Annotated in this window: 16 protein-coding genes, 1 rRNA gene and 1 other RNA gene; 2 read left to right on the top strand and 16 right to left on the bottom strand. The window is 63.9% G+C overall.

Annotated elements, in window-relative coordinates:
• Nucleotides 1–8 precede the first annotated feature (8 nt).
• From V6F88_RS25215 to rnpB, 12 genes are all read right to left on the bottom strand, one after another.
• Entirely contained in the window at nt 9–959 is a 951-nt protein-coding gene (locus tag V6F88_RS25215) for a D-alanine--D-alanine ligase (protein ID WP_332613008.1), read from the bottom strand.
• Entirely contained in the window at nt 956–2362 is a 1407-nt protein-coding gene (gene murC / locus V6F88_RS25220; RefSeq protein ID WP_046804316.1) for a UDP-N-acetylmuramate--L-alanine ligase, read from the bottom strand. Before murC ends, V6F88_RS25215 begins: the two co-directional genes overlap by 4 nt.
• Entirely contained in the window at nt 2359–3435 is a 1077-nt protein-coding gene (murG, locus tag V6F88_RS25225; RefSeq protein WP_332613010.1) for an undecaprenyldiphospho-muramoylpentapeptide beta-N-acetylglucosaminyltransferase, read from the bottom strand. The genes murC and murG overlap by 4 nt, the downstream gene beginning before the upstream one ends.
• Entirely contained in the window at nt 3432–4625 is a 1194-nt protein-coding gene (gene ftsW, locus V6F88_RS25230) for a putative lipid II flippase FtsW (RefSeq protein ID WP_332613012.1), read from the bottom strand. The genes murG and ftsW overlap by 4 nt, the downstream gene beginning before the upstream one ends.
• On the bottom strand, nt 4622–6154 hold the full coding sequence (murD, locus tag V6F88_RS25235) for a UDP-N-acetylmuramoyl-L-alanine--D-glutamate ligase (protein ID WP_332613014.1): 1533 nt from the start codon (nt 6152–6154) through the stop codon (nt 4622–4624). Before murD ends, ftsW begins: the two co-directional genes overlap by 4 nt.
• Nucleotides 6151–7320, bottom strand: a complete 1170-nt coding sequence (gene mraY, locus V6F88_RS25240) for a phospho-N-acetylmuramoyl-pentapeptide-transferase (RefSeq protein WP_046804320.1) — start codon at nt 7318–7320, stop codon at nt 6151–6153. The genes murD and mraY overlap by 4 nt, the downstream gene beginning before the upstream one ends.
• Nucleotides 7310–10168, bottom strand: a complete 2859-nt coding sequence (murF, locus tag V6F88_RS25245; protein ID WP_332613016.1) for a bifunctional UDP-N-acetylmuramoyl-L-alanyl-D-glutamate--2,6-diaminopimelate ligase MurE/UDP-N-acetylmuramoyl-tripeptide--D-alanyl-D-alanine ligase MurF — start codon at nt 10166–10168, stop codon at nt 7310–7312. The genes mraY and murF overlap by 11 nt, the downstream gene beginning before the upstream one ends.
• On the bottom strand, nt 10165–11895 hold the full coding sequence (locus V6F88_RS25250) for a peptidoglycan D,D-transpeptidase FtsI family protein (protein WP_332613018.1): 1731 nt from the start codon (nt 11893–11895) through the stop codon (nt 10165–10167). The genes murF and V6F88_RS25250 overlap by 4 nt, the downstream gene beginning before the upstream one ends.
• Entirely contained in the window at nt 11892–12182 is a 291-nt protein-coding gene (ftsL, locus tag V6F88_RS25255) for a cell division protein FtsL (protein WP_332613020.1), read from the bottom strand. Before ftsL ends, V6F88_RS25250 begins: the two co-directional genes overlap by 4 nt.
• A complete protein-coding gene (gene rsmH, locus V6F88_RS25260) occupies nt 12182–13279 on the bottom strand; it encodes a 16S rRNA (cytosine(1402)-N(4))-methyltransferase RsmH (RefSeq protein ID WP_120153818.1) in 1098 nt (365 codons plus the stop codon). The genes ftsL and rsmH overlap by 1 nt, the downstream gene beginning before the upstream one ends.
• Before the next feature lie 8 nt (nt 13280–13287).
• Complete coding sequence (gene mraZ, locus V6F88_RS25265; RefSeq protein WP_006226256.1) at nt 13288–13716, bottom strand: division/cell wall cluster transcriptional repressor MraZ; 429 nt, start codon at nt 13714–13716, stop codon at nt 13288–13290.
• A gap of 353 nt (nt 13717–14069) precedes the next feature.
• Nucleotides 14070–14475, bottom strand: an RNA gene (gene rnpB, locus V6F88_RS25270) — RNase P RNA component class A.
• Nucleotides 14476–14607: 132 nt separating this feature from the next.
• Here rnpB and V6F88_RS25275 point away from each other — a divergent pair.
• On the top strand, nt 14608–16434 hold the full coding sequence (locus V6F88_RS25275; protein ID WP_332613022.1) for an ATP-binding cassette domain-containing protein: 1827 nt from the start codon (nt 14608–14610) through the stop codon (nt 16432–16434).
• A 147-nt stretch (nt 16435–16581) separates the two neighbouring features.
• Here V6F88_RS25275 and pyrC read toward each other — a convergent pair whose 3' ends face one another.
• Nucleotides 16582–17646 (bottom strand): dihydroorotase, encoded by a 1065-nt coding sequence (pyrC, locus tag V6F88_RS25280; RefSeq protein ID WP_332613024.1) that lies wholly within the window; start codon nt 17644–17646, stop codon nt 16582–16584.
• Between the two features lie 12 nt (nt 17647–17658).
• Nucleotides 17659–18852, bottom strand: a complete 1194-nt coding sequence (locus V6F88_RS25285; protein ID WP_104143374.1) for a M20 aminoacylase family protein — start codon at nt 18850–18852, stop codon at nt 17659–17661.
• A 147-nt stretch (nt 18853–18999) separates the two neighbouring features.
• On the opposite strand from V6F88_RS25285, the gene V6F88_RS25290 reads away from it, so the two are divergent.
• Nucleotides 19000–19278: an SWIB/MDM2 domain-containing protein gene (locus V6F88_RS25290; protein WP_006217453.1), complete on the top strand. Its 279-nt coding sequence runs from the start codon at nt 19000–19002 to the stop codon at nt 19276–19278.
• 372 nt (nt 19279–19650) lie between these two features.
• On the opposite strand, the gene V6F88_RS25295 is transcribed toward V6F88_RS25290, so the two are convergent.
• Nucleotides 19651–20070, bottom strand: coding sequence for a DUF4870 family protein (locus V6F88_RS25295; protein ID WP_332613028.1), 420 nt, complete (start codon nt 20068–20070; stop codon nt 19651–19653).
• A 176-nt stretch (nt 20071–20246) separates the two neighbouring features.
• A 5S ribosomal RNA gene (gene rrf, locus V6F88_RS25300) occupies nt 20247–20359 on the bottom strand.
• Nucleotides 20360–20622 lie beyond the last annotated feature (263 nt).

Consider the following 20622-nt stretch of genomic DNA (forward strand, 5'->3'; position numbering starts at 1 on the left):
TATCCAGGTCAAGCGTTACGCGGGGCGCTGTGCACTTTGCACGAGGCCTCGGACAAAATCGCCACGCAGAGTTCGGCGTAGCTGATCCCCACGGCCTTCGCGGCCATCGGCACCAAAGAATGGCTGGTCATGCCAGGCGAGGTGTTCATTTCAAGCAGCCAGGGCCGGTTGTCGCGGTCGAGGATGAAGTCGGCGCGGCCCCAGCCTTCGCAGCCCAGCGCCTGATAGGCCTTAACGGCAATTGCGGCGACTTCTTCAGCCACGCCGTCCGGCAGCGTTGCCGGGCAGAAGTACTGCGTGTCGTCCGAGAAATACTTGTGTTCGTAGTCGTAGTTGCCACCGGGCGCGGCGATCTCGATGACGGGCAGCGCGCGCGCGCCCTTGCCCGACCCCAGCACCGCCACCGTCAGCTCGCGACCGGTGATGAATTGTTCGGCCAGCACCACGCTGTCAAAGCGCGCGGCGGCGGCATACGCTTCTTTCATGTCGGAATAGCCAACGACCTTGGTGATGCCCACGGTCGACCCTTCATGCGGCGGCTTGATGATCAGCGGCAGGCTCAGACGATCCGGCACCAGACGAAGTTCCGTGTCGGCATCCAACACTTCGAATTCGGGCGTTGGCAGGCCGTTTTGCAGCCACACGCGCTTGGTCATGGTCTTGTCCATGGCCAGCGCGGACGCCATCGGGCCGCTGCCGGTGTACGGAATGCCCAGCAATTCCAGCGCGCCCTGAATCGTGCCGTCTTCGCCGTAGCGGCCATGCAGCGCGATGAAGACGCGGTCAAAGCCTTCAGCGGCCAATTCGGCCAGGCTGCGTTCGCCCGTGTCGAACAGGTGCGCGTCCACGCCGGCGCTAGCCAGCGCCTGCTGCACGCCCTTGCCGGACATCAGCGACACTTCGCGTTCAGCGGAGCGTCCGCCGTACAACACACCCACTTTGCCGAATTGCGCGCTCATGCCAGTTCTCCTACTTGGGCGGGGACCTTGCTGATCGAACCCGCTCCCATCACGATCACGACGTCGCCGTTGCGCACGAAGTCGACCACAGCCTGCGGCAGTTCAGCCACGTCTTCGACGAACACCGGCTCGACCTTGCCGGCCACTCGCAGCGCGCGCGACAGCGCACGGCCATCGGCGGCCACCAGCGGCGGTTCGCCGGCGGCGTAGACCTCGGTCAACAACACGGCGTCGGCCGTGCCCAGCACCCGTACAAAATCCTCAAAGCAATCCCGCGTGCGCGTGTAGCGGTGCGGCTGAAAGGCCAGCACGATGCGGCGATCGGGCCAGGCGCCGCGCGCGGCAGCCAGCGTGGCCGCCATTTCGACAGGGTGATGGCCGTAGTCATCGATCACCGTGAAGGTGCCGCCGCCATGGCTGGCCGGCACCGGAAATTCGCCCGTCTGCGTGAAACGGCGGCCCACGCCCTTGAAGGCGGCCAACGAATCGCGGATGGCGTCATCGGACACGCCCAGCTCGGTTGCAACGGCAATCGCGGCCAGCGCGTTGCGCACGTTATGCAGGCCGGGCAGGTTCAGTTCCACTTGCAGCGGCGGCAGCAGCGTGTCGCGATGCGTGCGCTGCACGTTAAAGCGCATGCGCGTGCCGGACGGCTGCACTTCATAAGCGCGCACCTGCGCGTCTTCGTTCAAGCCATAGGTGGTGATCGGGCGCGACACGAAGGGCATGATCTCGCGCACATTGGCGTCGTCCGAGCACAGCACGGCGCTGCCATAGAACGGCAGGCGCTGCGTGAATTCGATGAAGGCACTTTTCAGGCGCGCCACATCGTGCCCGTAGGTGTCCATGTGGTCGGCGTCGATGTTGGTCACGATGGCCATCACCGGCAGCAGATTCAGGAACGACGCGTCGGACTCATCGGCTTCGACAACGATGTAGTCGCCCTGCCCCAGCCGCGCGTTGGCGCCGGCCGAGTTCAAGCGGCCACCAATCACGAATGTGGGGTCCAGGTCGCCGGCCGCAAGCACGCTGGCGACCAGGCTGGTGGTGGTGGTCTTGCCGTGCGTACCGGCCACGGCGATGCCGCGCTTCAGGCGCATCAACTCGGCCAGCATGATGGCGCGCGGGACCACGGGGATACGCGCGGCGCGGGCAGCGATGACTTCGGGGTTGTCGCCCGCCACCGCGGTGGACGTGACGATGGCGGCCGCGCCGGTAACGTTGCTGGCCACGTGACCGATGGCGATCTTCACGCCCAGACCGGCCAGGCGGCGCGTGACCGCAGATTCGTTCAGGTCGGAACCGCTAATCGTGTAGCCCAGGTTGAGCAGGACCTCGGCAATGCCGCTCATGCCCGAGCCGCCGATGCCCACGAAATGGATATGTTGAATTCTGTGTTTCATGATGAACGCCCCGCTGCTTGTTCGCAGACATCGGCGATATGGGCCGCGGCTTCCGGCTGCGCATGCGCGCGGGCACGGACGGCAACGGCTTCGAGTTCTTGTCGGGAACGCTGGGCCAGCCAGTCCGCCAGCCACTCGGGCGTCAGGGCGGATTGCGGCTGTAGCCAAGCGGCCTCTGCATCGCTCAAGAAGCGTGCATTGGCGGTCTGGTGGTCATCGATGGCATGCGGCAGCGGCACGAACAGCGCGGCGACGCCCGCGGCCGCTACTTCAGACACCGTCATGGCGCCCGCGCGGCAGATCAGCAGGTCGGCATCGCCCATGGCGCCCGCCATGTCTTCGATGAACGCGCGGCAATCGGCCGGCACGCCCGCCTGGGCGTAGGCTTGTTGCAGCGCGGGTAAATGTTGTTCGCCGGCCTGATGGACAACCACCGGGCGGCGATCCTGCGGCAAGCGCGACAGCGCTTGCGGTACGGCAATATTCAGCGCCTGCGCGCCCAGGCTTCCCCCCACGACAAGCAGGCGCAACGGACCGGAGCGGCTGGCGTAACGCATGGCCGGGTCGGGCAGCGCGCACAGGTCGGCGCGCACCGGGTTGCCCATCGTCTCGCCTTTGGGCAGCACGTCGGGGAAGCCGCTAAGCACGCGGCGCGACATCTTTGCCAGGCACTTGTTCGCGGTGCCGGCAACGGCATTCTGTTCGTGCACGACCAGCGGGGTGCCGCGCAGCGCCGCGATCACGCCCCCGGGGAACGCCACGTAGCCGCCCATGCCCAGCACCACGTCGGGACGCACGTCCGCCAGGCGCGACCAGGCTTGCGCGAAGGCGCGTAGCAGCAGGAACGGCAGTTTCAGCAGCGCGGACGCGCCCTTGCCGCGCACGCCTTGAAAGCGCAGCGGCACCAGTTCAATACCGCGCGGCGGCACCAGCTTGCCTTCCATCTTGTCCGGGTTGCCCAACCACATCACGCGCCAGCCCCGCGCGCGCAACACATCGGCCACGGCCAGACCGGGCATGATGTGGCCGCCGGTGCCGCCGGCCATGATCAGGATGGTGCGCGCGGCGGTCATACCCGTCCCCCACGCATCATCACGCGATTTTCGACGTCAACCCGGATCAGCATGGCCAGCGCGCAAAGGTTCATCACCACGCCCGAACCGCCGTAGCTCATCAGCGGCAAGGTCAGGCCCTTGGTGGGCAGCAGGCCCAGGCACACGCCCATGTTGATAAAGGACTGCACGCCGAACCACATCGCGACGCCATGCGCCACCAGGCCCGCGAACGTGCGTTCCATGGCGATGGCCTGACGCCCGATATCGAAGCCGCGGTAGACGATGATGGCGAACAGCGTGATCACCAGCATGACGCCGGCAAAGCCAAGTTCTTCGCCCACCACCGCCATCAGGAAGTCGGTGTGCGCTTCGGGCAGGTAATGCAGTTTTTCCACGCTGGCGCCCAGGCCCACGCCCAGCCATTCGCCACGGCCCAGCGCGATCAACGAATGCGACAGCTGATAGGCGCTGCCATAGGCGTTGTCTTCGTTCCAGGGGTCCAGATACGCGAACAGGCGCGCGCGGCGCCACGGCGACAGCCAGATCAGCATCAGGAAGGTGCCGACCAAGACGGCCAGCAGGCTGCTGAAGTATTTGCCGTTGATGCCGCCCAAAAACAGGATGCCGATGGCAATGGCCACGATCACCATGAAGGCGCCCAGGTCGGGCTCAAGCAGCAGCAGCATGCCCACGCCGGCCAACGCAAAGGCCATCGGCAAAAAGCCGCGCGCGAACGCCTGCATGTGTTCCTGCTTGCGCACCGTGTAGTCGGCGGCATAAAGCAAGGCCGCCAGCTTCATCAATTCAGACGGCTGAAAGTTCAGCGGACCCAGCGGGATCCAGCGATGCGCGCCGTTGACTTCGCGGCCGATGCCCGGGATCAGCACCGCCACCAGCAGCACCATCGCCACCACGAACAGCGGCACCGCCATGCGCTGCCAGACCCGGATCGGGATGGCCAGCACGACCGCGCCCGCAACCAGGCCGGCGCTGACGAACAGGCCATGGCGGATCACGAAGTAGTAGCGGCCATAGGACGCGTAGCGCGGGCCGTCGGCCAACGCGATCGACGCCGAATACACCATCAGCAAGCCCAGCAGCAACAAGGTCGACGCCGCGATGACCAGCGGCAGATCGAAGTTGCGCATCTTGGTACGGCCGGGCCGTACGGCATTGACGCTGGCGGTGAGGTCGGCGATCAGGCTCATGCCACTTCTCCGCGGTCGCGTGCCAGGTCTTCGACCTCTTCCATGAAAACCTGCCCACGGTGCGGATAGTTGCGGAACATATCCAGGCTGGCGCACGCCGGCGACAGCAACACGGCGTCGCCCGGCTGCGCCAGATCGGCCGCGCCGCGCACGGCGGCATGCAGTGAGTCAACGGTGATGCAGCTGACGCCGGTGGACGCCAGCACACGGCCGATCTCGGGGCCGTCCACGCCGATCAGCATGACGGCGCGCGCATGGCGCGACACCACGGGGATCAGAGGCGAAAAGTCCTGGCCCTTGCCTTGCCCGCCGGCAATCAGCACGACCGGTTGGCCCAGGCCTTCCAGCGCGGCCACCGTGGCGCCCACGTTGGTGCCCTTGCTGTCATTGATGTAGTCCACGCCGCCGATCTGGCGCACGAACGCTGCACGATGCGGTTCGCCCGCGTATTCGCGCAACGTGCGCAGCATGGCGCCCCAGCCCAGGTCCAGGCAGCGGGCCAGTTGCAGGGCGGCCAGCGCGTTCAAGGCGTTGTGGATGCCCCGAATGCGCAACGCGTCCACGGGCATCAGGCGGCTTTTGCGACCGTTGGCGCGCACCGGTTCGGGCGCGTCTTTCTTGCGACGCGTGGGCGGTGCGGGTTCGTCGAAATCGCTGGGTTCGCAGGCAACGAGCCAAGCCACGCCCTGGCCCAGTTCCAGGCCCATGTCGCCGACCAGCTCGGGCATGTCTCGGCCAAAGCTGCGCACGTTCAGCGCGTTCAAGGTAGGCACCATGGCCACGGTAAGCGGGTCATCACGGTTGACGATGGCGATACGCGCCATCGTCAGAATGCGGGCCTTGGCAGCGGCGTAGGATTCCATGCCGCCATGCCAGTCAAGGTGGTCTTGCGTCACGTTCAGCACGACGGCGGCGTCGGCCATCAGCGAGCGCGTCGTTTCCAGTTGGAAGCTGGACAGCTCGAGCACCCACACCTGCGGCAGCGCATCGTTGTCCAGCGCGTCCATCAGCGCGGTCAGAGCGGCCGGGCTGATGTTTCCGGCGGCGATCACCGACAGGCCGCTGGCGTCGATCAAGTCGCGCGTCAGGGCGGTGACGGTGGTCTTGCCGTTGGTGCCGGTGACGGTCAACAGGCGCGGACGGTATTCGCGCGTTTCGGCCAGATCGGCCAACGCGCGGGCAAACAATTCAATTTCGCCAAGCACCTCGATGCCGCGGGCTTCGGCCTCGCGCAGCAGATCAGCGGCAGGCGCTTGCGTGGGCGCCAGGCCGGGGCTAAGGACGATTTGCGTCACGCCATCCAGCAGGGCCGTATCAAAGGACGCATCGCATCCCAGGTGGTAATGCACATCACTTTGCGCCAGCGCCTCTTGCAGCGCGGCAAGCCCACCCGGTTCAGCGCGCGTGTCGGCCACGCGCAAGCGGGCGCCCAGGCGGGCGCACCAGCGTGCGGCGGCGACACCCGTCTCGCCCAATCCAAGGATCAGGACAAGCGGCGCGTCAGCGCGGGAGGTTTCCATCGTATTCATCGCAACTTCAGGGTTGAGAGGCCAATCAGCACCAGCATCATGCTGATGATCCAGAAACGCACGACCACCTGGGTTTCTTTCCAGCCGCCCACTTCAAAGTGATGATGCAGCGGGGCCATGCGGAATATGCGTCGACCTGTTCCATAACGTCGCTTGGTGTACTTGAACCACGTCACCTGAATCATCACCGACAGCGTTTCCACCACGAACACGCCGCCCATGATGAACAGCACGATTTCCTGGCGCACGATGACCGCGATGGTGCCCAGCGCGCCGCCCAGGGCAAGCGCGCCGACGTCGCCCATGAAGACCTGGGCCGGATACGCGTTGAACCATAAAAAGGCGAGTCCCGCGCCCCCTATCGCCGCGCACAGCACCATGAGTTCGGACGCGCCGGGGATGTATGGAAACAGCAGGTACTTGGAATAGTCGACGCGGCCGACCACGTAGGCGAAGATACCCAGCGCGCTGCCCACCATCACGGTGGGCATGATGGCCAGGCCATCCAGGCCGTCGGTCAGGTTCACGGCATTGCTGGTGCCAACAATCACGGCCCAGGTCAGCGCCACGAATCCCAGCACGCCCAGCGGATAGCTGACGGACTTGAAGAACGGCACGATCAGGTCGGCGCGCGTCGGCAGCGACATCGTGAAGCCGCTACCGACCCAGGCCTTGAACAAGGGCCACAGGTCGGTGTTGGCGGGGGCCGACACGGCAAACGCCAGGTACACCGCGGCCACCATGCCGATGGTGGCCTGCCAGAAGAATTTCTGCCGCGCGGGCATGCCTTCGGGATCGCGATAGACGACCTTGCGGTAATCGTCCATCCAGCCGATCCAGCCGAAGCCGAACGTGACCAGCAGGACCACCCACACGAAACGGTTGGTCCAGTCGGCCCACAGCAACGTGCTGATGGCAATGGAAATCAAAATCAGCACGCCGCCCATCGTGGGGGTGCCGGTCTTGACCAGATGCGTTTCCGGGCCATAGGCGCGCACGGCCTGGCCGATCTTCATTTCGGTCAACTTGCGTATCACACGCGGACCGGCCACCAGGCCGATCAGCAACGCCGTCGCGCACGCCAGCACGGCGCGCAAAGTGATGTATTCGAACACGCCCAGGGCGCGCACATCATCGGAAAGCAGACGGGCTAGCTCAAGCAGCATGCTGCTCTCCCTGCGCCTTGGCCGTCTGTTCGTCGTTCGTGGAAAAAGCCTTCACTACCCGCTCCATGCGCATAAAGCGCGATCCCTTTATCAATACGCTGGACGGGCGCAAGCCGCGCAAGGCGGCCACCACTTCGTCTACCGATGTGCACGCTTGCGCGCCGGGTCCGTATGCGGCCGCGGCCGCCCGGCTGGCGTCGCCCAGCGTGATCAACGCGTCAAGCCCTTGCTCGCGCGCATAGTGGCCCGCCTCGGCGTGCAAGGCGGGGCCGTTGTCCCCGATTTCACCCATGTCGCCCAACACCAGGACACGCGTGCCGGCGATTCGCGCCAGCACGTCGATGGCCACGCGAACCGAATCGGGGTTGGCATTGTAGGTGTCATCGATCAGCAACGTTCCGTCGCTTAATTGTTTGTGCTGCATGCGGCCGGCAACCGGCGCGAAGCCCGCCAACGCGCGCACGGTAACGTCCAGCGGCGCACCTGCTGCGATGGCGCTGGCGATGGCGGCCAACGCATTGCGCAGGTTGTGCAAGCCGGGCACGGGCAAGACCAGGTCCGCCACGCCCACCGGCGTCACAACGCGGCAACGCGTTGAGCCCACGTCGGCAAGGATCTGCTCGGCGTAGACGTCCAGCCCGGGCTGCAAGCCGAAGCGCAGCACGCGGCGCGGTTCGGCCAGCGCGTCCCAAATGGCGCAATACGGTTCGTCCCCGGGATACACGGCAACCCCGTCATCCGGCAAGGCGGCGATGGCAGCGCCGTTTTCGTGCGCAACCGCTTCCACGGTGTGCATGAATTCCTGGTGTTCGCGCTGCGCGTTGGTCACCAAAGCGACCGTGGGCGCGGCCATGTCGGCCAGCTGCGCGATTTCGCCCGGGTGGTTCATGCCCAGCTCGAACACCGCGGCGCGATGTTCGGCGCGCAGGCGCAGCAGCGTCAGCGGTACGCCGATGTCGTTGTTCAAATTGCCGGCGGTGGCCAAACGGCCCGACTCGCCCTGCCATTCGGCCAACATCGCCGAGATCATTTCCTTGGTGGTCGTCTTGCCGTTGCTGCCGGTTACCGCCACCACGGGCAGCGTGAACTGCGCGCGCCACGCGGCACCGATGCGCATCAGCGCAATGCGGGTATCGCCCAGCACCACTTGCGGCAGCTTGGCGTCCGACACGGCGTGCGCCACGACGGCCGCGCACGCGCCCCGACCTTCGGCCTGGTCCAGATAGTTATGCGCGTCGAAATTCTCGCCGACCAGCGCCACGAAAAGTTCGCCCGGGCCGATACGGCGGGTATCGGTGGACACGCCCTTGACCTGCGGCAGCAGCAGCGCCAGGCGCGCCCACTCGCGGTCATCAAAGGGCAGCTTTTCGCCGCCAACGTCTTGATACGTTTCATGGCCCTTGCCGGCCAGCAGCACGACATCGTCAGGCGCGGCGGACCAGATGGTCTGCATGATGGCGCGCGCGCGATCAACTTGGGCGTCGGCGTGCGTCGTTTCCGGGATGCCGGCCAGGATTTGATCGACGATGGCTTGCGGGGATTCTGTGCGCGGATTGTCGCTGGTCACGACGACGTGATCAGCCAGCTGCGCGGCGATGCGGCCCATTTCGGGGCGCTTGCCCGGATCGCGCTCGCCGCCGCAGCCGAACAGGCAGATCAAGCGGCCGGAACGGGCGACGGCCACGGGGCGCAACGCGGTCAATGCGCGCGACAAGGCATCCGGCGTGTGCGCGTAGTCCACCACCACCAGCGCGCCTCGGCCGGCGGAAGACTGGGGAGACACAGCTATCGGCTCCACGGTCTGCAAGCGCCCGTCAACCGGATCCGTCGCGGCCAATTCGCGCGCGATCTGTGCAAACGGCAGGCCCAGCTTGTACAGCACGCCGGCCACCAATAGCAGGTTGGACACGTTGTGCGCGCCCAGCAGGCGCGTCACGATCTGGGCTTCGCCGTGCGGGGACACCAACGTAAAGATCTGGCCCTGCGAAGTGGCCTGCAAGTCCCGCGCGCGCATCGCGGCGGGGATGTCGGGCGAATCGCCCAGGCTGTAGCCCATCGTGGCCATGCCTTGCGGCAGGCTTGCCAGCAGGCGGAGGCCGGCTTCGTCGTCGGCATTGACGACGGCGGCGGTCAGGCCTGGCCATTGGAACAGCCGAGCCTTGGCGGCTTCGTAGCGTTCCATCGTGCCGTGGTAGTCAAGATGGTCGCGCGTCAGATTGGTGAAGGCGGCCAGCGCCACGCGCACGCCGTCCAAGCGGCCTTGTTCGATGCCAATTGACGACGCTTCCATCGCCACGGCCTGGGCGCCGGCATCGCGCATCGCGGCCAGCGTGCGGTGCACGGTCAGGACGTCGGGCGTGGTCAGGTCGCCGCCCAGCGTGCGGCCGTCGGGCAGCACGGCGCCCAAGGTGCCAATGGTGCCGCAAGGCTTGTCGTTGCGGCTGAGCGCGTGCGCAATCCACTGCACCGACGACGTCTTGCCATTGGTGCCGGTTACGGCCACCACTGCCAGCGCGGCCGACGGGCGGCCGTACCAGGTGTCGGCCAGCTCGCCCAGCAAGGCGCGCAGGCCGGTGACCGGCAGCATCGGCGTACCCGACGCGGCATTCTGTAGCGCTTCGGTGGCGGGCGCTTCGAACAATACGGCACTGGCGCCAAGCGCCAATGCCTTGTCTATATAGAGACGTCCGTCGCTGGACAGGCCCGGGCAGGCAACGAACACGTCGCCCGGCTCGATATCGCGCGAGTCCAGTTTCAGATGCGCGGTCAACGAGACGCGCGCATGCAACCACGCCACGGTTTCAGCAACCGTGGCGACAGGGGTAGAGAGGAAGCCGTTGGCGCTCATCTGCCTGGCTCCTTGAGACCAGCAACAATCGTGGATTCAAAAGGCGCGTCGGGCCGCACCCCCATCAACCGGAGGCTTCCGCCCACAATGTGGGAGAACACCGGCGCGGCGATGGCGCCGCCGTAATAACCGCCTACGGTGGGCTCGTCGATGGACACGGCCACGACGATCTTCGGATCGGAAACCGGCGCAAAGCCCACGTACGAGCTGCGGTAGCGCTGCATGCTGTATTTGCCGTCGACAATCTTGCGTGCGGTGCCGCTCTTGCCGGCCACGCGATAGCCCTGCACCTGTGCGGCCTTGGTGCCTTCGGGACCAGCGGCGGCTTCAAGCATCGCGCGCACCATGGCGGTGGTCTTGGGGGTGTAGATCTTGACGCTGGTGGGATCGCTGTCGCGCTTGACCAGCGTCAGCGACACCATGTCGCCGTTACGGGCGAAGACGGTGTAAGCGCGCGCCACTTGCAGCAGCGACACGGACAGGCCGTAACCGTAGGCCATGGTGGCTTTTTCAATCAGGCGCCAACGGTCCCAGGGACGCAAACGGCCGGGCGCCGCGCCGGGGAATCCCACTTGAGGGGCCTGGCCCAAGCCCAATTCGGTGAAGCGGTCCCACATCTCGCGGGATTCCAGCTTCTCGGAGATCATGGTCATGCCGATGTTGCTGGACTTGCGCAACACCCCGGCAACGTCCAGCGTGCCATTGCGGCTGACGTCGCTGATCGTGCTGCCTTGATAGGTGAAGCGGCCATTGCCCGTTTCGAAAAGCGTGGACGTCGTGATGCGACCCAGGTCCAGCGCCAGCGCGGCCGTGAACGGCTTCATGATGGAACCGGGCTCGAACGTATCGGTAATAGCCTGGTTGCGCAGCTTGGAACCATGAAAGGTCTCACGCTTGTTCGGGTCGAACGTCGGCACGTTGGCCAACGCCAGGATTTCGCCGGTATGCACGTCCACGACCACGGCGGTAGCGCCCTTGGCCTGGTGCTTTTCCATGGCGTCCTTCAATTCCTTGAACACCAGGTACTGCAAACGGGTATCGATGGACAGGCGCAGGTCGCGGCCGTCAACGGGCAACGTCACGGCCTGCACGTCTTCGATGACGCGGCCCAGCCGGTCCTTGATGACGCGGCGGCTGCCCGGGCGGCCCTGCAATTGCTGGTTGAACGTAAGCTCAACCCCTTCCTGGCCCTGATCTTCAACGCTGTTGAAGCCCACCACATGGGCCATCACGTCGCCGTCGGGATAGTAGCGGCGCGTTTCGGGCTGCTGATGAATGCCCGGCATGTTCAGCTGCTTGATCTTGTCCGCCACGTCCATCGAGACCTGACGCTTCAGGTAGACAAAGTTCTTGTCTTCGTCGACCAAACGATGGCGCAGGTCGGCCACGGGCGTTTCCAGCAACTTGGCCAGCGCGTCCATTTGCGCGGGCGTGCCCTGCTTGGCGTCTTCCGGGATCGCCCAGATGGCGCGTGCGGGCACGCTTGAGGCCAGCACCGCGCCGTTGCGATCCATGATCTTGCCGCGCGTGGCGGCCAACGTCAGCGTGCGTTCGTAGCGGCGTTCGCCCTGCTGCTGCAGAAACTCCGTCGACAAACCCTGCAAAAACAAAGCGCGCCCAGCCAGCACCGTGAAACCGCCAAACAGCAGAATCAGCACCAGGCGCGCGCGCCACGAGGGCAATTGCCCGCGCAGTACAGGGTTATCGAAGAAGGGAACGCGTTTCATTGCGCGCCTCCGGTGGAGGAGACGGGCGCTTGGTTCACGTACAGGGTGCGGTCCGGAACGATGGAGATCATCTTCAGGCCGTCGCGTGCGATAGCATCCACCCGCGCATTGCGGGCAAATTCGGCGCGCTCAAGCTGCAAGCGGCGCCAGTTGGTTTCCAGGTCGCGCGCCTGCGCCTGATCGCGTCCCAGCTCAACAAAAAGCTGGCGCGACTGATACCGACTGGTGACCAGCGAAATGGCCGACAGCATCAGTAGCGCCGCAACGATCAGGTTGACACGACCCATCAGCGCCGCCCCCCTTTGCCACCGCGGCGAGGCGGCGGAGCCAGGTCGCTGCCAGGCAACGAGCCGATCTTCACAAACGCAAAACCGCCCTCAGGGGGCAGCGGCGTTTCGGTGCGTTCGGCCACGCGCAAGACAGCAGAGCGGGCGCGGGCATTGCCGGAGACTTCGTCGTCTTCAGCCTGGACCCGACCTAGGGAGCGCAGGATAGGCTGGGGCATTTCGCTTTCGCGCAGCGGCAGGCGTGCATGCGCGGCGGCCGGCCGAGCCGCCGCCACGATGCACTGCTTGACCATGCGGTCTTCAAGCGAATGAAAGCTGATCACCGCCAACCTCCCTCCCGGGGCAAGCAGGTCTAGAGCTGCCGCGAGGGTGCGCGCGAGCTCTTCGAGTTCCCGATTGATGTAAATCCGTAAAGCTTGAAAGGTGCGTGTGGCCGGATGCTGCCCCTTTTCGCGCGTGCGGACGGCGCTGGCGACGCACTCGGCAAGCTCGAGCGTGGTGCACAGCGGCCTTGTTGCGCGGCGAGCAGCAATCGCCTTTGCAACCTGAAAAGCAAACCGTTCTTCGCCATAATCCGCTATGACCTCCCGCATCTCATCCACACTGGCTTGCGCCAGCCATTCCGCCACCGTGGGACCACGAGTGGTGTCCATCCGCATATCAAGCGGGCCGTCTCGCATGAACGAAAAGCCGCGCTCGGCATCATCGATCTGAGGCGACGACACGCCCAGATCCAGCATCACGCCATCGACCTTGTCGATGCCAAGCTGCTGCAATTCTTCAGCCATGGTGGCAAAGCCGCCATGCACTACCGTGACCCGCGGGTCCGCAGCCGCCAACGCATTGGCTACCGCGATCGCCTCAGGGTCCTTGTCGAACACCACCAGCCGCGCGGACTTGCCCAAGCGTCCAAGCAGTTCGCGACTGTGCCCGCCGCGGCCGAAAGTGCCGTCGACAAACACGCCGCGTTCCGCCCGCGTAGCCGTATCCGGCTCGGTCTGGGAGTGCGACCGTGTCGCGCCTTTGCCGCCGAAGTCTGGCAGCAGTAGCGCGTCCACCGTCGGCTCCAGCAGAACGGGCCGATGTTCGAATTCCATAAACTTTTTCAGAACGAAAACTGGTTCAACACATCCGGCATACCCTTGGCCAAGTCTTCCGCCTCGCGGCTGGCCAGAGTAGCGGCGTCCCACAGCTCGAAGTGCGCGCCCAGACCGAGCAGCATCACATCGCGCGTCATACCGGAAGCGTTGCGCAGTTCAGGAGCGATCAGGACCCGGCCGGAGCCATCCAGTTCGACGTCCTGAGCGTTGCCCAGCAACAGCCGCTGCAACGCACGAGCCGTCATGGGAAAAGCGGCGATCTGCTCGCGCTTCTTTTCCCATTCAGGACGCGGGTACACCAGCAAGCAGCCGTCAGGGTGGCGTGTCAGGGTCAGCCGGCCATCGGCCTGCGACATGAGCGCGTCACGATGCCGGGTCGGGATCGAGATCCGCCCCTTCGCATCCAGCGTGAGTGCGCTGCTTCCCTGAAACACCACTTTTACCCCACTTAATTGCACAATTTCCTACTATTTCCCACTCTACGGTATGGCAATGGGGCGGTCAAGCGAGTGGTTGCAATTTTTTCAATCACAACAAGGACTTAGGCCAATATGTAAAACCGCAAAAAGAAAAACCTCCTGATTTATCAGGAGGTTGCGAGACACACTAAAAGTCCTTCGTCAGAAGTAGCGGCTAACGATGCCTTTGCATTGTTTTACGCCGCGTCCTTTGCACCGGTTGGCAAGGCTTCCCGCCGAACGCCCCATTTTGGCGCGCCGAAAAAATCGGCGGCGCATGCCGGGCGGCCAGGCGTTGATGCCTGGCGCCACGCGAGTGGGAATATTCGATGCAAGACGAGTCTATAGGCCGGATTCTGTACACCAGGTTGCCCTGGCGGACGATCATTCCTCTGCGCGGATCATTGCTGAGCCGCTCTAGCCATCTACCCGCATGCTTGGACGGAGCCGCCCTTCGCGACCCGAGGGTCGCACGCATGCCTATTTGATGTTGCTCCGGATAGAGGTTGCCGCGTTTCACCCTGAGACGCCGTCTTTCGTTGCCGAACGACGCGATACGGAGATGGCCGTACCTGTGCGCGCAAAGCGCGCCCGCTTCCCAGTCTCGTCTCTGTGGCCCTATTCCTCAACCGCGTCCGAGGACGCGGCCGGACGGCCGTTAGCCGTTATCCTGCCCTGTGGAGTCCGGACCTTCCTCGATGGATTCGCATCCACCGCGATCGCCCGACCCGTCTTGCGGTTCGTATTCTATTACAGGTGGCGGCACTGTCCCCCACACGTCAGGGTCCCGGCCCGTTCAACGGCTTGCCGAGGTTCCTGCGACAATACGCGTTGATCCGCTTAGACGCCGCAGAAAAGACCGACTACATGGCCCTCGCTACCCTCATCACCCTGACCGACATTCAGCTGGCTTATGGCCACCACCCATTGCTGGACCATGCCGACTTCGCCATCCAGGCCGGCGAGCGCATTGGCCTGATCGGCCGCAATGGCGCCGGCAAGTCGTCGCTGCTGAGACTGCTGGACGGCCGCACCCTGCCTGACGACGGCGACATCGCCCGCAGCTCGGGGTTGCGCGTGGCCACCGTCGAACAGGAGCCCGAGCTGGACGAAAACGCCACGGTGTTCGACGTGGTCTGCAACGTGGAAGGCGACCACGAAGACTGGCAACGCCCCTCTCGCGTGCGCGCCATGCTGGAAAAACTTGGCTTGCCTGCGGACGTGCAAATCGCCGGCCTGTCTGGCGGCACGCGCAAGCGCGTGGCCCTGGCACGCGCCCTGGTTGAAGAGCCCGACCTGCTGCTGCTGGACGAACCCACCAACCATCTGGACTTCGAAGGCATTGCCTGGCTGGAAGAGATGTTGCGCGGCTGGCGCGGCGCCGCCGTCATCATCACCCACGACCGTCGCTTTCTGGATGCCGTCACCACCCGCATCGTTGAACTGGACCGCGGCCGTCTGTTGAGCTTTCCCGGCAACTTCTCGCAGTGGCAGGAACGCAAGGCCCAATGGCTGGAATCCGAACGCCTGGAACAGGCTCGCTTCGACAAGCTGCTTGCGCAGGAAGAAGTCTGGATCCGCAAGGGCGTCGAGGCGCGCCGAACCCGCAATGAAGGCCGGGTGCGCCGCCTGGAAAGCCTGCGCGTCCAGCGCGCTGAACGTCGTGAACGTATTGGCGACGTCTCGTTGGCCCTGGCCGAAGGCCAACGTTCGGGCAAGCTGGTTGCCGAACTTGAGCATGTGGGCAAGACCTTTGGCGACAAGGTGGTGGTGAACGACTACTCCACCACCATCCTGCGCGGCGACCGCATCGGCATCATCGGGCCCAACGGGGCCGGAAAGACCACGTTGCTCAAGCTCATCCTGGGCGAGATGCAGCCCGACAGTGGCACGACGCGGATGGGTACCAATGTGGCCGTCGCGTATTTCGACCAGATGCGCGCGCAGCTGGATGAGAACGCGTCGTTGGTGGACATCATCAGCCCGGGCAGCGAATGGGTCGAAATCGGCGGCACCCGCAAACACGTCATGACATATTTGGGCGACTTCCTGTTCTCGCCCGCCCGCGCCGGCTCGCCCGTGCGCAGCCTGTCCGGCGGCGAACGCGCCCGCCTGCTGTTGGCGCGCCTGTTCGCCCGCCCTGCCAACGTGCTGGTGCTGGACGAACCGACCAACGACCTGGACATCGAAACGCTTGAGCTGCTGGAAGAGCTGTTGCAGGAATATGCCGGCACGGTGCTGCTCGTCAGCCACGACCGCGCCTTCCTGAACAACGTTGTCACGCAGACCATCGCCTACGAAGGCGACGGACACTGGCGCGATTATGTCGGTGGATACGATGAATGGGTGGCGCAACGCCCCGCGCCCGCCGCCTTGGAAGCCGATGTGGAAGCCACCGCCAAGCCCGTTGACGAAAGCGCCGCGCGCGCGAAGGTCGCTCGTGCCAAGCCGGCCAAGGCCAGCAAGATCAATGCGTGGGACTTGCGCGAGCTTGAAGGCCTTCCCGATGCCATCGCCGCGCTGGAGGCGCAGCAGGCGGAACTGGCCGGCAAGCTGGCGGACGGCAGCCTCTACCGCGACGCGCCGGCGGAAGTCGAGCGCATCAACGGCGAACTGGCCAAGCTGGAAAGCGAGCTTGAAGAAAAGTTTGCGCGCTGGGAACTGCTGGAAGCACGCCGCGACGGCACGCTGTAAAGTGCCTGCACGCCTTTTTTCGGCAGCTTATATTTTGGTCATCTATATATAGGCACATCTATACACAGCAAAAAATCGGGGTGATCGGCAACATGCCGATCACCCCGATTCACGTTAGTGGCCGCGCCCGGGCGCGCCCCGTGCCGCTCAAGCGTGAGCGCGCCAAGCCAGCGCCTCGCCCGCCGCCAACGGCACCAGCGTCGTATTGCCGAATGCCAGCTCTTCGGGCACCTGATACGTTTCGCGCACCAGCGTCAGCGTGCCGGTATTGCGCGGCAGACCATAAAAATCCGGACCATGGAAGCTTGCAAAGGCTTCCAGCTTGTCCAGCTTGCCCACGGCATCAAACGCGGTCGCATACAGCTCCATCGCGTGCAGCGCGGTGTAGCAACCCGCACAGCCGCAGGCGTGTTCCTTCAGGCCGCGGGCGTGCGGTGCGCTGTCCGTGCCCAGGAAAAACCGGGGGCTGCCGCTGGTGGCGGCCTCGACCAAGGCAAGGCGGTGCGTTTCGCGCTTCAGGATCGGCAGGCAATACCAATGCGGGCGTACGCCACCCTGGAAGATCGCGTTGCGGTTGTAGAGCATGTGCTGAGGGGTGATCGTCGCGGCCGTCGGCCCTTCAGCATCCCGCACATACTCCGCGCCTTCTTTCGTCGTGATGTGTTCGAACACCACCTTCAAGGCCGGGAACGCGCGACGCAACGGTTTCATGACGCGTTCGACAAAAATGGCTTCGCGGTCGAATACGTCGATAGCGGGATCCGTCACCTCGCCGTGCACGAGCAAAGGCATTCCGCATTTTTCCAATGCTTCCAGGGCCTGGGTGCACTTGCCCAACAAGTCAGTCACGCCGGCGTCCGAGTTGGTCGTCGCACCAGCGGGATAGAGCTTCACCGCGTAGACCTGACCGGATGCATGCGCGTTGCGGATCTCTTCGGCTGAGGTGTTGTCCGTCAGATAAAGCGTCATCAGCGGAGTGAAGGCGTCGGCGTTGCCGCCCGCCTTGCGCAACGCTTGAAGGATGCGATCCCGATACGCCAGCGCCTGCTCCGTGGTGGTCACCGGCGGCTTCAGATTCGGCATGATGATGGCCCGCGCAAACTGGCGTGCGGTGTCGGCCACCACGGCTTCCAGTGCCGCGCCATCGCGCAGATGCAGGTGCCAATCATCAGGGCGGGTGATAGTAAGCTGGGTCGTGCTTTGAGTAGACATGGAAGAGGCTTCTTAATCTGCCAGCGGCATGCCCCGTTCAGCCAGCGCGGCAAACATCGCGCTGCCCAGGGGAATGACCGCATCGTTGAAATCAAAATGAGAGTTGTGCAGCACGCAGCCCGACTCGGCGCCGCCTTGGCCCAGGCGGAAGTACGCACCTGGCTTGCTCTGCAACATGAACGAGAAATCTTCAGAGCCCATCGACGGCACCAGATCGCGCACGACGTTTTCTTTGCCGATCATCTCGGTGGCGATATCGGCGACCAGGTTCGCATGTTGCGGCGTGTTCAGGGTGGCGGGATAGATGCGTTCGTAGATTAGTTCAGCGGTCCCGCCGAATGCGCTGGCGATTGCGGTGACCAGCTCTCGCATGCGCGTCTCAACCATTTCTTGAACCGACTTGCGGAACGTGCGCACCGTGCCCACCAACTTCGCTTCGCGCGGAATGACGCTCATGGCGCCGGGATGGCCCGCCTGCATCGACCCGATCGACACCACCGCGGAATCCAGCGGATTCACGTTGCGCGACACAATGGTCTGAAGCGCCGTAATGATCTGGCCTGCGATGGTCACCGGGTCAATGGTTTGGTAAGGATGCGCGCCATGGCCGCCGCGCCCGGTGATCTGAATTTCAAAGCGATCGGCCGCCGCCATCATCGGGCCGGGATTGATGCCAATGGTACCTGGTCGCAGGCCAGGCCAGTTGTGCAGGGCATAGATGGCATCACACGGAAACGTGTCGAAAAGGCCATCCTCCAGCATCGCGCGCGCGCCACCTCGGCCTTCCTCGGCAGGTTGGAAAATCAAGACCGCCGTACCGTCAAAATTACGCGTCTGAGCCAGGTATTTGGCGGCGCCGATCAACACCGCGGTGTGCCCATCGTGACCGCATCCGTGCATCAAGCCAGGCTTGGTGGACTTGTGACCAAAGTCGTTGTCCTCGGTCATCGGCAGGGCATCCATGTCAGCGCGCAGCCCGATCATGCGGCCGCTATCGCAGCGCCGGCCACGGATCACGCCCACCACGCCTGTCTTGCCTATTCCCCGATGCACCTCGATGCCCAACGCCTCCAACGCACCGGCGACGATCCCCGAAGTTCGCACCTCTTCGAAACCCAATTCGGGGTGGGCATGCAAATCGCGTCGCAGCGCGGTCAACTCGTCGTGAAAAAGTCGAATTGATTCCAAGGCAGATCGTGCGTACATAGGAGGTTACAGAATGGCGTGATAGAGGGGACGGTGCGTATATTTTAGTTGCTACAGAGGATAAATGCCTTTGTCTTTACCAGAGAGACACGTTATGCTCCGGCCGCAGGACAATTTTTCCAACAGCCAGAGAAGGAGCGCCGCATTATGGCCACAACCTCCAAACCCGCGACCGCGCGCAAGCCGAACGCTGCATTCATGAAGCCCCTGACCCCCAGCGCCGAGTTGGCCGCTGTCATCGGCTCGGAAGCCGTGCCGCGTACCGAGGTCACCAAGAAGATCTGGGAATACATCAAGAAGCACAACCTGCAAGATGCTAGCAACAAGCGCAACATCAACGCCGATGCCAAGCTGCGCCCGATCTTTGGCAAAGATCAGGTCACGATGTTCGAACTGACCAAACTGGTCAACGCACATCTGAAGTAAGCAGGCAAAGGGCGTACCCCGTACGTCCCTGCCTCCTGGATTGTCGCGACGCCCTGGCTTTTCGCCGGGCTAGCCAACCCTCTGTTCAGCTGCGCCATCTTCGGCGCACCATCCCAAGTCCATGTTCTGTGGACGCGGCGAAGCTCAATCCCCCATACCGCCCCAGCACTATCGGATCGCCTTCTGCGCGCCGCTGCGTCCGTGCGAATTGTGTACGTGCTGTGTGCGGCCCTGCCATGTCTTGGAACGCGTTCAACGCTAGCCCGCGTTTGTCGCGTCTTCGCGCGCATCGTGATCACAGCGAATTCGCGGGCGTAAAAAAGCCGGCATTTCTGCCGGCCTTCTAAGCGCCTATGAGACGCTTTTTCCCGATCAGGCGTAGGGAGTCGGCGAGCTGCCTTCCAACAGCGCCAGCCAGCCCTTGATCAAGCGATACAGGACCCACACGACCGTCGCGATCAAGCTGATCCAGCCAATGAAGATGTAGACCGCTATGGCGCTGATCGCCAGCCACAGCATCGCCCACCAGAACGTACGCAGCATCCAGTCGAAGTGACCCGCGTAAACCGTGCCCGCGGCGTCGGAGCGTTTCAGGTACATCAGCACCACGGCCGCCAATGTCGCAATGCCCAGAATTCCACTTGTCAGAAAGCCCAGGGCGAATAAACCGTATGCCACATGGGTCAGCGTGCGCAGGTCCAACGTTGTGCCGGGCACGGGGGTCTGGGGATCACTCACGATAACGCTCCAACAAATTGACTCGGTCAATCTTACCGCACAAAACCCAACCATCCACGGGCGTTGTTATTTCGGCACATTCAACATTGGCGCGGCTTGCAGCGTGGTTGACGGCGCCATTGCGGCATCAATTAGGCGGTCATTTGCGACTTCGTCTTCAGTCCGAATTCGAACTGGTTATCGCCAAAGACAAAGCCCCGCCGTGAACGGCGGGGCTTTGAGGGATAAGAGCTTGACGATGACCTACTTTCACAGACGTCCGTCCACTATCATCGGCGCGAAGGCGTTTCACTGTCCTGTTCGGGATGGGAAGGAGTGGTACCACCTTGCTATGGTCGTCAAGCGTAACTGCTTGAGAGGGTGCCTTGAACGTCAACCTCTCGAATTTTTGTGTACTGCCTGGCACTGCACGAACATCTAATCACATTCGTGATGACACCAAGTACCTGTCGTCACGCGTGAATGCGTTCTCACTTATACAAAGACAAAACCCCACAGGATTACCTGTGGGGTTTTGCGCAATAAAAGCCTGACGATGACCTACTTTCACAGACGTCCGTCCACTATCATCGGCGCGAAGGCGTTTCACTGTCCTGTTCGGGATGG

It is taken from the genome of Achromobacter sp. ESBL13 (assembly GCF_036668755.1).
In the GTDB taxonomy this organism is placed as follows: Bacteria; Pseudomonadota; Gammaproteobacteria; order Burkholderiales; family Burkholderiaceae_B; genus Achromobacter.